12 protein-coding genes are annotated in these 14,633 nt (G+C 35.7%); 6 read left to right on the forward strand and 6 right to left on the reverse strand.

Translation table 11 applies throughout. The features are described from left to right. Nucleotides 1–55 precede the first annotated feature (55 nt). The gene (locus JTI58_RS07410) at nt 56–1,054 is read right to left on the reverse strand and encodes an ABC transporter substrate-binding protein (RefSeq protein ID WP_205446110.1); all 999 of its coding nucleotides are present in this window, start codon (nt 1,052–1,054) and stop codon (nt 56–58) included. Nucleotides 1,055–1,583: 529 nt separating this feature from the next. Here JTI58_RS07410 and JTI58_RS07415 point away from each other — a divergent pair. Beyond that, nucleotides 1,584–2,189 carry a TetR/AcrR family transcriptional regulator gene (locus JTI58_RS07415; protein WP_205446111.1) on the forward strand — a complete coding sequence of 202 codons (606 nt, stop codon included), beginning with the start codon at nt 1,584–1,586 and terminating at the stop codon, nt 2,187–2,189. A 137-nt stretch (nt 2,190–2,326) separates the two neighbouring features. Further along, nucleotides 2,327–2,983, forward strand: a complete 657-nt coding sequence (locus JTI58_RS07420; protein ID WP_205447182.1) for a DJ-1/PfpI family protein — start codon at nt 2,327–2,329, stop codon at nt 2,981–2,983. A 602-nt stretch (nt 2,984–3,585) separates the two neighbouring features. On the opposite strand, the gene JTI58_RS07425 is transcribed toward JTI58_RS07420, so the two are convergent. The 5 genes from JTI58_RS07425 to JTI58_RS07445 all read right to left on the reverse strand — a co-directional run bounded on the left by JTI58_RS07425 (nt 3,586) and on the right by JTI58_RS07445 (nt 9,410). Beyond that, nucleotides 3,586–4,074, reverse strand: a complete 489-nt coding sequence (locus JTI58_RS07425) for a VOC family protein (protein ID WP_205446112.1) — start codon at nt 4,072–4,074, stop codon at nt 3,586–3,588. Nucleotides 4,075–4,399: 325 nt separating this feature from the next. Next, nucleotides 4,400–5,692 carry a CitMHS family transporter gene (locus JTI58_RS07430; RefSeq protein ID WP_205446113.1) on the reverse strand — a complete coding sequence of 431 codons (1,293 nt, stop codon included), beginning with the start codon at nt 5,690–5,692 and terminating at the stop codon, nt 4,400–4,402. A gap of 336 nt (nt 5,693–6,028) precedes the next feature. After that, nucleotides 6,029–6,973 carry a tripartite tricarboxylate transporter substrate binding protein gene (locus tag JTI58_RS07435; protein ID WP_243456350.1) on the reverse strand — a complete coding sequence of 315 codons (945 nt, stop codon included), beginning with the start codon at nt 6,971–6,973 and terminating at the stop codon, nt 6,029–6,031. 51 nt (nt 6,974–7,024) lie between these two features. Beyond that, nucleotides 7,025–7,702 (reverse strand): response regulator, encoded by a 678-nt coding sequence (locus tag JTI58_RS07440; protein ID WP_205446114.1) that lies wholly within the window; start codon nt 7,700–7,702, stop codon nt 7,025–7,027. A gap of 115 nt (nt 7,703–7,817) precedes the next feature. Continuing rightward, nucleotides 7,818–9,410 carry an ATP-binding protein gene (locus JTI58_RS07445; protein ID WP_205447186.1) on the reverse strand — a complete coding sequence of 531 codons (1,593 nt, stop codon included), beginning with the start codon at nt 9,408–9,410 and terminating at the stop codon, nt 7,818–7,820. Nucleotides 9,411–9,886: 476 nt separating this feature from the next. On the opposite strand from JTI58_RS07445, the gene JTI58_RS07450 reads away from it, so the two are divergent. The 4 genes from JTI58_RS07450 to JTI58_RS07465 all read left to right on the forward strand — a co-directional run bounded on the left by JTI58_RS07450 (nt 9,887) and on the right by JTI58_RS07465 (nt 14,446). Then, on the forward strand, nt 9,887–10,420 hold the full coding sequence (locus JTI58_RS07450) for a DUF3267 domain-containing protein (protein WP_243456409.1): 534 nt from the start codon (nt 9,887–9,889) through the stop codon (nt 10,418–10,420). 300 nt (nt 10,421–10,720) lie between these two features. After that, the gene (locus JTI58_RS07455) at nt 10,721–12,322 is read left to right on the forward strand and encodes an AraC family transcriptional regulator (protein WP_205446116.1); all 1,602 of its coding nucleotides are present in this window, start codon (nt 10,721–10,723) and stop codon (nt 12,320–12,322) included. Nucleotides 12,323–12,421: 99 nt separating this feature from the next. Beyond that, nucleotides 12,422–13,399, forward strand: a complete 978-nt coding sequence (locus tag JTI58_RS07460; RefSeq protein ID WP_205446117.1) for an ABC transporter substrate-binding protein — start codon at nt 12,422–12,424, stop codon at nt 13,397–13,399. After that, nucleotides 13,400–14,446 (forward strand): NAD(P)/FAD-dependent oxidoreductase, encoded by a 1,047-nt coding sequence (locus tag JTI58_RS07465; RefSeq protein ID WP_205446118.1) that lies wholly within the window; start codon nt 13,400–13,402, stop codon nt 14,444–14,446. It abuts the gene before it with no gap. The last annotated feature ends 187 nt before the right edge of the window (nt 14,447–14,633 follow it).

Consider the following 14,633-nt stretch of genomic DNA (forward strand, 5'->3'; position numbering starts at 1 on the left):
ATGTGCTATTTTAGAATACAAACGATTTAAAAAATTGCTTGGGCAAATACAATTTTTACTGTTTGTGCATCCATTTTGGTAACTTTTTATACAATTGCTCCAAAGCTAATAAATTATCTGTGTTCCATTCATTAGGAACAACATAAACATTTCCCTTTTTGACTGCAGGCAAAGTTCCCCATACTGGGCTTTGTAGCAGTCGATCAGCTTCTGCTTCACTTTCCTCATCCTCTTGTACAATTACAAACAAATGATCACCAGAAAACTCTGGAAGTACCTCTTCGGAAACCTCAAGGAAAGATACCCCTTCTACATCAATAATATTCTTCTGTACAGCTGGTGGGACAGCAAAACCGTTTTCTCCATATATAATGGCACCAAAGTTACGATCGCCCATAACATAAAGTATTTTACCTAACTGGTAGAATACTGTTGCGGTCTCCCCTTCTGCTAATTGAAGCTTATCAAACATTTCTTTAGACTGTGTTTCAAACTTAGCAATAATTTTCGTTACTTCTTCCTGTTTACTCAATATATTCCCCATCTCCTTTATACGTTCTGCATAAGGAAGAGCTGGGTTGAAGGGAATCGTAGTAGCGATTTTTGACAATTCTTCGTTAAGATTTGGATCCGCCTTGTAATAACCATTAATAATCAGATCAGGTTTTAAAGTCAGAATCGTCTCTAAGCTAGCAGGATTTCCAATATCAACGATGCCTTCAAGTTTATCTCCATAGTAACTAGCAGGATCTTGAGGAAGATTATTACCAACAAGGGGAATATCCATCGCTAAGAAATCACCCGTCGTCTGACCAATATAAACCACTCGTTTTGGATCTGCAGGTATTTCAACCTGTTCGCCTGTAATCGTTGTATATTGAACTGTTGTCTCACTTTCCTCTGCTTGCACATCAGATTGAGCTGTTTTCTCGTTTTCCTTTTCCTTCACATCAGATGCGTTGCCATTAGAACTGCATGCCGATAATATCAACATCAATAACAGGAGGAAACTCCCTCCCCATAGTATATTTCGCTTTTCACGATGTTTCTTCACAATTATTGCCCCTTTCCTTCTTTCTTTTAATTGAAAATGATTATCATTTACAGCATTATTATAGTTGGTATAAAAAGCGTAAACAATGGAAAAAACGCAACGATTTATTTGGATAAATGTCAATAGTTATCGCCCAAAAAAACATCTGATCACTTATTTCATTTATAAGCAAACAGATGTAAATTACTCATTTATTGAAATTAACCTAAAAAGCTTTATTATCTCCACTCAGCAATGTTGAAATTGACAGATGGGGAAATTAGTAAATTTATCATTACTAGAATTGTTCATTTCATATGTATAACATAGTCATTAGAAGACACTGTAAAACAACAATCCCTCCTATCACTTATGAATAATACAATACTAACAAAAGGTAAATGATAGTAATTCAAGTATACACACATTCCCCTACAACTTACGCAATTGATGGCAATTCGTATCGTTTGAAGAATCGCCTCGCTTCAGAATGTGAGTAAAATCATTGTGCTATACTGATTCTATCATTATTCAAAATGGAGGTAATTCAATGAATAAAGAAGATCCAATACGCGACCTTATTATCCAAACTTCTCTAAAATTATTTAATAAAAAAGGTTACAATCAAACATCTATTCAAGATATTATGAATGCCACAGCATTACCAAAGGGTGCCATTTATAGACGTTTTGAAAATAAAAATGACATTGCCATTGCTTCCTTCAAATATTCTATGAGTATTATTTGGCATCATTATTTTGAAGCAATAAAATCTAAATATACAGCGACAGATAAAATAATTGCTATGTTTGAAGTTTATCATGATGCTGTTCATACCCCTCCTGTAGACGGTGGTTGCCCACTACTGAATACTGCTATTGAAAGTGATGATGGATTCCCAGAGTTACATGAGATAGCTGCTAACACACATAATGAAACCCTACTTTTTTTACAATCAATTATTGAAGAAGGTATTCATTCAAAAGAATTCAACCAAAATATAAATTCTTATTCCCTAGCTTCTTTTTTATTCTCTACGTTAGAGGGTGCTGTGATGTCTAGTCGTTTAGCTTTAAATAATGATCATATAAATCACAGCATTGAACAAATAAAATACCTTTTACAGCAATACGCATCAAAGAGCCAAGAGGTTTAAAATATAATACCTCTTGGTTTTCACTAAAATGTAAGAATTATTTTGTTGAAATCAAATTTATTTGCATATAAGATATTCTTACGGACCGGACAGTCCGGTCCGTAAGAATATTAATGTTACTTAAAGGAGAGATGATGTTGGAAATTGCAATTTTACTTTACGACGGCATTACAGCTTTAGACGCTATTGGTCCATACGAAGTGTTTGCTGCTACACAGCAATGTCATGTGAAATTTGTTGCTAAAGATAAAGGACTGATTAAACTAGATTCAAAGATGGGCTATTTGCATGCAGACTATAGCTTTTCTGACATTAGTTCTACAGATATACTTGTTGTACCTGGCTGTAGTCCCCCTAACTACAAAAATCCAATGAATGATGAAATAACACTAAACTGGATTCGTAACATACACCAAACAACTAAGTGGACTACATCCGTTTGCAATGGTTCTCTTATTTTAAGTGCTGCTAGTCTATTAAATGGAATGAAAGCAACTAGTCACTGGGGTTCCTTTGACATCCTGCAATCGCTTGGAACTATTCCAACTGAAGAAAGAGTTGTTCGTCAAGATAAAATGGTAACGGCAGCTGGAGTCTCTTCTGGTATTGATATGGCTCTACAAATAGTTGCTTGGGAATTTAGTGACGGTCTTAGTAAAGGAGTTCAATTAATACTGGAATATGATCCACAGCCACCATTTGATACAGGTTCCGTAAGAAAAGCACCTCAACCTTTAGTTAGAGATATAAAAAAAATGCTTCAAGAGTTTTCTGAGAAAGAGCCTGATATGTAATTCAATAAGTAACTAAAAAAATCATATTTAAGGTGATGCTTACCTTAAATATGATTTTAAGAATATTTCTTAAGTAATATAGAACTTTATTATTTATAAATACTAGCTATATAGGACAATAAGGCTGGAAATACAATCCATATGAATAAAAAAAGACTATAATCGATAAATAACAAACATTATTTGCTCATCTATTCCATCAACATACTGAACTACTTCTTCATCTTCCAAGCTTTCCATATTATTATCCAAAAAGACCTTCCCATATAATAATTGGACCTGTTGATTAGTTCAAAGTTGCAGAAGGTTCAACAATGTTATTACAATTTGCCCAACACTTTCTTGAACCTTAGATCGAGCAGCAAGAGAGGTTCTTCAATAGCTTTGTGATACTCAGCATTAGCATGGGCATCTGCAAGCCAACGTGACATTTCTCCAAATGGTTTAAATCTGTTTTTTGAGTAGTCACTAACTTGGATGAATCCAACAGCTATATCCCTCTTGAATAGCATCAAACCCAGTGTGTAGCTCCAACATCCATTAATAAACGGCATAGTTGGCTTAATAAACATTCAACTTTTTTATAAAAAAGTTTGGTTATTCTATTTGATTTCTTCAGCCAGCTCCAAAATAATTCCTTCTGGTCCGCGAACATAGCATAATTTATAATCGTTTTCGTAGTTATAGATTTCACCAACAAGTTCTACGCCCTTCTTTGTCAATTTGCTAACAAGGGCTTCAATATCTTCAACATTGAAGGCAATATGCTGGATACCTAGAGTATTTGCTAAAGGATGCTGGATGCCTATTTCATTTGATGGTGCGTTAAACTTTACTAGTTCAATATTCGTCTCACCGTCTGGCGTTCGCAACATTACTATTTCTAGATTTGCGTCACTATCTGACGTTCGCAACTTTGCAACGTCCTCTTTAACATCTTGAAGCCCTATTACCCGCTCCATCCTTTTCACCCATTCACCTTCCACTTTTCCTTCCCCTAGCACCTCAAGGCCAAAGTCAAGAAAAAATGCTTTCGCTGCAGGAAGATCATTTACGATTATCCCCACATGATCAATCTTACGGATTTTCATATTTCATACCACCTTTCTCCTAATTTTAATCATTTCTTTTTGATTGCTGAATAGCTTTTACCCCCTATTCAACAAACTATCCACCATTGGCAAATATCTATAACTAACATGAACTAATAATCCTATTTCTTAATCTTTTTTATCGTATATTAGGATGGTCCTTTTTACGAACAAAAACGCTTTAAAGTGCCTTTTCTGAAACAACTCTATAAATCTTATAGCTGGCACCCCAATAGCAATACAAAAAAGAAGCCCATTAAAATAAGGCTTCTTCTACACTTATAAATAAAATTTTTTCGCTAGGTAACCCCATGTGCTATAGCTTTTAAAGGGGGAAGATCCCCAATACTACACAGACAATAATCATGACAATCGTAGAACCGAAAGCCCACTTTAAGAAGATACGTTGTAGCTTGCCGAAGTCCTCTCCAACCATACCTACCAATAAATACGTAGAGGGAACAAGCGGACTTAGTAGGTGTACTGGCATTCCTAAAAGAGAAGCTCTACCGATTAAGGCTGGGTCGATGCCATATACTGCTCCTGCCTTGGCAAGTAACGGCAGTACGCCATAGTAAAAAGCATCATTTGACATAAAGAATGTAAAAGGTGCGCTTAGGATGGCTGTCACAACAGCAAAATGAGAACCCATTTCATCTGGAATATAATGAATCACTGAGTTTGCCATCGCATCTACCATCGATGTACCTGAAAGAATGCCTGTAAATATCCCAGCTGCAAAAACCATCGAAACAACAGATAATGCATTGTCAGCATAATTCGCAACACGTTCTTTTTGATCTTTCAATTTTGGATAGTTTACAGTAATCGCAATCGCAAAACCAAGCATGAATAATGTAACAGGTGGTAATAACTCCATAATTAATGCTACTAAAAGAACGATTGTCAGAGCATAGTTAAAGATAATTAGTTTTGGACGTTTCAAATAGTCATCTTCGACTGTAGCAGCAGGCTGAGCTGCCGCTTCATAATCATATTCTATAATACCAATCCGCTTTCTTTCCTGTCTTCCGAACGTAAATGCCATGAACAGAACAAAGATAGCTCCGCCAATCATCGCGGGAATCACTGGTGTAAAAACCTCAGACATTTCCAGATTCAAAGCGGTCATAACCCTTGCAGTTGGTCCTCCCCAAGGTAGAAGGTTCATCACACCTGAAGCTGAAACGGCAATACCTGCTAATACAATTGGTCGCATGCCAATTCTTTTATATAGCGGTAGAAAGGCAGAAATAGTAATCATGTATGTTGTCGTGCCATCACCATCTAAAGAAATCAGAAGAGCTAATACCGCTGTTCCGATGGCAATTTTAACAGGATCACCCTTTACTAACCTAAGAATCGTTTTAATGATTGGATCAAAGACTCCAGCATCAATCAAAATACCAAAGAAAAGAATGGCAAATAAAATCATAATCCCTGTTGGAGCGACACTTTTAATCCCATCCAACATCATAGGACCCATCTCGCCTCCGAATCCGCCAATAACTGCAAACGTAATTGGAACTACAATTAATGCAATCATTGCTGTAAGACGGCCAGTCATAATCAAAATCATAAAGACTATTATCATTAAAAAGCCTAAAATTGCTAGCATAATACTCCCCCCAATTGCTCCTCAAAATTATTTATCAATTTGATAAATAATTAATTTTCCGAATATTACACCTAATAATAAAATAACAATGAGCAAATGTAATCGTTTACAAATTAATGTTTATTAATTTCTTTATAGCTATTTCGTACATTTTGTTCACGAAAAAGCATTCGATTCATGTACCGTCTACTTTAGATGTGCAAAAAAAAGAGGCTAACCTTGGACTATGTATTCTCTCTACCATCTGTATGAAACGGTAAAAAAGCAAACACATAGGTCTCAATAGTCAACCTAATAAAGCAAATATATTACTGTGCATAATAAGAATAAATCTACTTAGTAAATCTCCAATAATTTCTCATATTTCTTATTTTCTTCATCAAGAAATCTAGAGGTTTCACTACTGTTCATATAAAAATCTTCCCACATATATTTTTGCAAAATATGTTTCCATTCTTCGGTTTTGACCATTTTTGCAAATGTCATCTCCCAAAATTCGATTTCCTTTTTTGACATATTAGGAGGTCCCATAATACCGCGCCAATGTTTAAAAACTACCTCTATTCCTTCATCTGTCCATGTAGGAATTTCGGGGAGCTCCTTTAATCGTTTCTCTGATGAAATGACGAGCAATTGTACTTGATTCAAATCATAATATTTTTTAGCCTCGGATAAAGTCATCGTTGCCACATCTATTTGCTTTTTTAATAATGCCTCAACTACTTGTCCACTATTTTCATACACTAAAAAATCTAGTTTTTCAGGGCGTACTCCAGCCTGTTTACTCGCTAAAACAAAAGAAATTTGATCATCATTGCCTAATCTCGGGGAGACACCTATTTTATAGGCTTGGGGTGTTTCTTTCAGCTTTTCCATTAAACCTTTTGCACTTTTTATTTCTGAATCCTTCGAGACAATTACAACATCCCATTCTGTAGCCAAAGTGGCAATCGGTGTAAAATCTTTATAGGTTAACTTACTTTGCCCCAATAAATGATTGGTAATGAGTAGGCTTGAATTCATTGCTAGCACATGATCCTTTTGCTGTTTAGTATATTTCCACCCTAGCTCTCCACCCGCACCAATTTTATTCAGTATATGAATGTCCTCATCAATCAAGTTGTTACTCCGTAAAATGTCCCGTATGGCTCTTGCTGTTTTATCCCAACCTCCGCCAATAGAGCTTGGGGCAATGATTGTTACGGTATCTTTTATCGCTTCTTGCCCCTCATCTTGTGAACACCCCAAGCAAAGCATGACAACAAGCACGAAAATACTCATTATTTTTTTTCTCATTGTTCATTCCTTGTCCTTATTCTTGAGTCAACCTTTTTATTCTTTATAGTAATATTTCCTCTCAGGCCTTCCAACAACTCCATATTCATGTTTTGCCGTACAGACATCTATTGAAACGAGAAACTCTAAATACCTTCTTGCAGTTGTTCGAGATGCCCCAATTTGTTCACCCATTTCCTCAATGGAAATGCCGCTTTTCAGTTCTTTCATTACATTTGTCACTTTGTCCAAAGTATGACGATCTACACCTGAGGGTAAATCCTTTTGAGTTGCAGATGATTGATTAGCGACGCCAAAGTATCGATCAATCAATGTTTGATCCACCTCATCACGATGGCTTAGTAGCCGTTTCTTTTTTTTATATTCTTCAACGGCTTCCACAAATTTCTCCATTGTCACTGGCTTCAACAAATAGTTACTGACACCATATCTGACTGCCGTCTCAAGCATCGATTTTTCCGTTGCAGCAGTCACGATAATAATATCGATTGTTGGATAATGATCCCGTATCTTTGCTAATAAATTTGTTCCAAGATCATCAGGCATATAAATATCCAAAAAAAGCAAGTCAACTTCGTATTTCTCTAGTATGTCCATCGTTTCCTTTGCATTCAATGCTTTCTGGACGACCCTTACATCTGGTAGCTTTTGCAAAAACTGTTCTTGCACTTGTGCAATACGAAAATCATCTTCCGCAATGACAACCTTAATCATTGTTCCCTCTCCTTCTTTTATCTTGCTTTACTGGCATTTAGACAACCGACTTAGATGGGAGTAAACCCCCAATTTCAACATCAGTAGAACTATAGATAATCTCACTGAGTAAGTTTCATTTTTTCGGTAGGAATACCGTGAAAATGGCCCCACCATTTTTGTCATTTTTTACTTCTACTGTTCCACCTAAAGATTCTACAATTTGTTTAACATTAAATAATCCGTACCCTCTATTTTCTCCTTTAGATGAACTACGTAAATCAAATATAGAATCTAACATGTCTTCAGCAATTCCCTTGCCGTTATCTGCTACTTCAATAATGATGTCATTCCCAATTCCTGTAATTGAAAAATTCACCGTTCTCTCTTTTTGATCGGCTACGGCATCAAATGCATTATCAATAAGGTTTCCAATGATTGTAATGATATCCGTGATTTCAATGTGATTTGGTAAGATATCTACATAACTATCGGGATCAATTTCAAAGGCAATTTTCTTTTCCGATGCATTGCCCAGTTTCCCTAATAATATAGCTTGAACATTTATATCATGAATTTGATTGAATAGTATTTGGTTCTGGTGCTGATGATTAGCTGACTCTTTTTGAATAAATTCAAATGCATCCTGATATCTCTCTAGTTGGATTAACCCTGATAATAAATAAAGTTTATTAGAGTACTCATGCGTTTGCGCACGAAGTCCCTCTGAATATTCACGAACCTCTGTGATCGTATCAATAAGCTTTTTAAGCTCCGTTTTATCACGAAAACTCGAAACTACACCTACAATCTGTTCATTTTCGATGATTGGAATAAAATTGAAAATAAATACTTTATCATTAATTAATATCTCTACATTATGAATGGGCTTACCTTTCTGTAATACATGATCGATATTAATTGTTGGTGAGACATATTGGATATGTTGACCCATCAAGGATTCATCCATGAGGTTCAACATTGACCTTGCAGAATGATTGATTAAAGTTAAGAATCCATTTTGATCGACTGCAATGATTCCTTCCTTGACTGATAATAGAATGGCACTTCTTTCTCTATATAATGAGGAGATTTCATGCGGTTCCAGCCCCATCGTATCTTTTCTAATACTTTTGGTTAAAAAAATACCACCAATGATTCCTAAAATTAAAACAATCAGAGATGCAATGAGAATGGATTTAATTCGTTTGTAAATATTTTGATAGATGTCTTTTTCCGCGTATTCAACTGCTACAGTTCCAATTACACGAGTGTACTCTCCATTGTCTGCAATGATCGGAACCTTCCCTATTAAAACAGAACCACTCTCTCGTTCCACTTCAAAATTATTAGAACCGCCAAATATTAACCCATAATTATTTGTATGATCAAAATTCTTCTGACCAACTTGACTTGGGTCTTGATGCGAATAAATAATCTTCTCCCGATCTTCAATAATAATATTTTCTGCATTTACCTGATCTATTACTTGATCAGCAATTGGGCGAAAACGTAGCTCTAAATCACTTTTTTCAATGGATTCTTTCAGTTCTGGCATAAGCGAGATAGTCATAGCCGATTGCAATGCCAATTGTTTAACTTGAGTCCTAGCATCTACATATTGCAAATAAGCAAATATGCTGGCGAGAAGAAAAACAATAAAAAGAATTAACGTGCTAATTAGTCCCAATATTTTTGTTTGTAATGGAATCTTTTTTTTGTTCAATATACTTAACCCTTTTCAACTAGTGTAATTCATTATTATTAATTTTCACCCTACTTTTATTAAGAATATACCATTGTGCTTAACTAAAAGGATTAAATCCCTTTGTTGCTGCATTTAAGAGAATATAACAGACGCAGTTCATGGTAATTTGACTGTTATGATTGTTTTAATTAGAAAAATCTAAAGAACTTACTAAAATATCAGTGAAAAGCCTAGTTTGAATCCAGCTTAATTTCTTGATTATACTATAATTCAAAGGGATTTTTGAATTTATAAAAGCCTTCCACCTAAATCAGTAGAAGGTTTCATATAGAAAGATAACAATGTTTTATTTGAACTAACGCCCCTAATGATTAAAGTATACCTGATCACTAAATAGGTGCATTTATCTTTATCGAGCTAATTATACAAATCCCCTGATTTTTTCATGGAATTTTATGTTAAAATCATTGAGATGAATTGGTTTAATTAAGGAGGTAATACTTATCATATTTTGGTTTCGACACTTACCACAGATAGATATGGATTTATCAGATTGGACTCCTTTCATACAGAATAATTGGTATCGTAAACATTATATGAAGTTTGTCTATCTACTTCAGTTTATCATTTTTTTGATGCCCTTTTTCTTTGAAACACATTTCACTTATATTAATAATTTTTCTCTCATTATAATCGGTATTATAGTTTTCATCATTCATGAGTATATACATATTGTTACCATAAACAAAAAAGGCGATATTAGCTTAACTTTCAGTGGATTTTTTTGGCTAAATACCAACGCAGTCTTATCCAAATCGAGATTTTGGTTCTTTATGAGCTTACCCTTTATTGTATTATCAGTAATCCCTGCCACTATGGCCTTATATGTACCAAGTAATATCAAACCAATCATAGTATTTGTAAGCTGGATTAACGCAGTCATTTCCGCTTCAGATATCATTAATTCATTTTTAATTGCCATTAAACCGAAAAGCGCTGTTTTTTACAGAGGTTATTATAGAGTTAAATAGGGTTTATAGAGTTACTCATACAATCAAGGTATGTGACAACCTTGCACATACTCTTCAAACAAACCTGTTAGAACAGTATTATAACCTCATCACTAAAAGCTTAAAAAACTCAAACCTATCCATATATCTTAAGGTGAGTTTAAGATTTCTTATTCCCATATATTCGCTTTATTAGAAACCTCCCTTTTCATAGGGAGGTTTTTATACATTTCAACGTTCTGTAATGACTTGCCGCTTTTATGCTGCTGCAGTGATATTCCGTAGTATACTTTTATCACAACGAATTAAAGGAGTATAAAAATGCTTGATTCTAATCCTAATTGGCTGGCACATTGCACAGAAATAAAAGATTTAGCCAAATCATTATTTCAAAAATCAACGATACATCTTGATAGTGCGGCTCTGTTATTGATTACGGATGGCCAAACCACTCTATCCATTAATGGGCACAATGAACATATTGTATTTGGGCATTTAATTGCCCTTGATAGTGGTGCGGTTATCCAACTTACAAATACAAACCGTCTTGACTTTTCAGGCTATTTAATTAGCTTTGATCTGTATGATATAGAAATGAAATCAATCTGTAATTGGTCTATCGATACAATGAATGGTTACTCCATTCAACGAGTGCCTGAAACGGTCATCGCAGATATTCGCATGTCGCTCGCTAAAAACAGAGACCCTCTCCCTATCGCCATTAAACAATTTATTTTATACAGCTTGCTGAAGGAATTACAACAGGAGCGACCAACAGATGAATACACACTTGAGCAAAGAATTGAACAGACTGTCGTTTATATGCAAAATAAATATAATCAAATGATGACAAGAGATGAACTAGCAGCTATTGCTGGATACAGCCCATGGTATTATTCGAGAAAGTTCATTGAGTTATATGATAAAACACCGATCGCTTATTTAATTAGCTATCGTATTTTCCGTGCACAAGAAATGCTATTAACAACAGATGATTTATCACAAAACATCGCAAAGAAAGTTGGCTTTGATGATGTGCAAAACTTTAGTCGACAGTTTAAACGCATTGTTGGTCGCCCACCTAAGCAATTCAAAAAGACCATTGGTGATTATCGTGTTTGCTTTCTCTCACCTGCACACGCAGAAGTTGCGATTGCATTAGGTGTTGCACCTCATTGTGTTACTGTGACTAGCTCCCTAACGCCAACATATCAAAAGATGCTTTTTCATGAAGTTGGTACAACCATTTTAGAAATGCCACAATATGTGATTCAACAAGACACCATTGTCCAGCAACAACCCGATTTAATTATCGGTGTCGACTTAACGGAAGAGACCAAACAACACTTCCAAACGATCGCCCCTGTTATCACTGGGCTACCTTATGATTTAAAATCACTCATTCGTTATTTTGGTGAATTGTTTCATAAAGAGAAGGAAGCTATACAAATCATTCGGGAACTTGCGACACATGTAGAGGTTCTAAAAAATAAAATACAACAGCATATTGCAAAGGATGCTACTGTACTTTACTTACGGGTGGAGGAGTTGGGTTATCGCTATTTCGGTGAGTCTTCTAGTGACTCGGCTATCCTTTTATATCAGGAACTTGGCCTACAAATGCCTGACATATTGCGTGCAAATGAAAATAGTTTCAACACATGTTCTTTACAACAATTAGTGGCAGCCAATCCTACCTATTTGTTTATTGAAAAGCGCATAATGGATTATTATACTGCAGACCTTAGCTTAGCTACTCTACAAAAAAGTGAGCAATGGGCAACTTTAGATGCTGTGAAAAAGAAGCGTGTTTTTTATGTGGATACTGGTTTATGGATTAACAATTGCAGTGTATTTGGCAAAAGGAAAATTATGCAACAGATTGAACAATCAATTTTAGCTGTTTACCCTAAAACACAATAATCCAATTTTTAAGGCACTTTATGCTATATTAGACGCTCTCATTACCTGTTATTATTTGATAGTGATAATCATTATCAAATAAAAAAGGAGCTTTAATCAATGAAAAAAACGATGCAATATATACTTTTTATGTTAGTTGCTTTAACATTAGTGGCTTGCGCAAGCACTAACAAAGAGAGCGGAAATGAGGCAAAGGAGCAAGAAGAAAAAAGCGAGCCTACAACACGTGTTGTGAAAGATGCCTACGGTGATGTCACGATCCCTACCGAACCTAAAAATATGTTAGTCCTTAACTCTAACTATGCTGAAAACTTAATTGAAATTGGTGTAATGCCTCAAATGGTGACAGTCGTTGAAGAAATTGAACCTGCGTATCGCTTCAAATTATTCAATGACAACAATGTTAAAATCATTCCGACTGTGCAATATGAGGAGAATTTAGAAGTTATTCTTGAAGCAGCACCAGATGTCATTATTGCTCAAGGTGCAGCGATTGATGCTAAAAAATACGAAGCTTTAAGTAAAATTGCCCCTACTGTTGCTGTTGAAGCAGGCGTTGCAATAGATGAATATGTTCCTGTTCTTGGTGAACTGTTCAATAAAGAGAAAGAAGCTACACTTGCTCTCGAAAAATTTAGGAAAAAAATAGAAGAAACCAAAGAAAAGCTACAGAATGCTATAGGTGACGAAAAAATTCTCGTATTACGTGTAGAACAAAATCAATATCGTGTGCTAGGCACTGAAAAGGGTAGCCCTGGTAGTGACATGCTATACACACAACTTGGATTAAATATTCCAACTATGTTGAAAGATAATAATGAGTGGTTCACGCCTATTTCCTTAGAAGTTCTTCCTGAACTTGACGCAGATCATATTTTTGTCGAACAACGTCAAATGCAAAATTATAGTAGTGAACAATCCATGAAAGATTTAGAGAATAGCCCAATGTGGCAAGCTATGGATGCTGTGAAAGCAGGCAAGGTTTACCCATTAAAAACAGCAGATTATGTTGTAGGTGAAGGTCTAATTGGCTCTCCACTATTCCTTGATTATTTAGTTGAAAAGTTGGTGCCTTAAATGAAGCAAGAAATTTATGATGTAATTATTATCGGTGGTGGGCCAGCTGGCATGTATGCTGCCTTTTACAGTGGCATGCGTGAAATGAAAACAAAAATTATCGAAGTAAAACAGGAATTAGGAGGGTTTATGCGCACCTATCCTGAGAAGCTAGTCTGGGATGTTGGTGGCATTGAGCCTGTTCGCTGTGAAGATATTATTCACTCCTTAATCAAGCAAGCTATGACATTTAATCCGACAATCGTATTTGGTCAAGAAGTTGTTGGCATGGAAAAACGAGATGATGGCATTTTCGTCTTAACAGCTAAAACAGGCGAGAAGCATTATTCGAAAACGATTATTTTAGCTACAGGACGCGGTATCACACGCATTCAGAAATTAACAGTTGAAGGCGCTGACCGTTATGAACTAAACAACCTTCACTATACGGTAACGAACATCAATAGGTTTAAAGATAAACGTGTACTCATTTCTGGTGGAGGTGACTCAGCTGTAGATTGGGCTATTGAAATGGCTCCTATCGCCAAAGAAGTATACGTCGTTCATAGACGGGATGACTTTAGTGCCTTTGAATCGTCTGTAACACGCATGAAATCTATAGCAACAACCTATGTTCCTTATACGGTTTCGCGTTTACATGGCAATGGCAATAAAATCGAACATGTTACATTACAGCATGTTGATTCAAATGATACGACAAAGATTGAAGTAGACGAAGTACTTGTTAATCATGGGTTTGACCGACACTTTGGTGGCGCCATTATGGATTGGGGCTTAGCCACTGAAGAATGGGGCATTTCCGTTACACCAAAAATGTGCACAAGCATGTCAGGCATCTTTGGCGCAGGTGATATTGTAACGAATGAAGGGAAAATAAGACTGATAGCAGGCGCATTTAATGATGCTGTCCTTGCTGTCAATAGCGCCAAATTGTACATCGACCCTACTGAATCAAAAATGGCAGGCGTTTCTTCTCACAATGACCGCTTCGCTGAAAAAAACGAAGCGTTACAACAAAAGAATAAAGCTGTAGCTACACATAAGTGATTGGCTAATATCTTCCCCATTAGATAAACAAATCATCTGTTTATCTAATGGGTTTTTTATCTAAAACGTTGTACACATCCACTAGAAGGCACATCTTGAATTGTTAACTTATGGCTTATCAAGAGATTGTTGCCGCAGCCCAACCAGTTTGTTGTTGCGCAATAATAAAAAAAATCCTGCATAGTAA

This window comes from Lysinibacillus fusiformis (genome assembly GCF_016925635.1).
Classification (GTDB): domain Bacteria; phylum Bacillota; class Bacilli; order Bacillales_A; family Planococcaceae; genus Lysinibacillus; species Lysinibacillus fusiformis_F.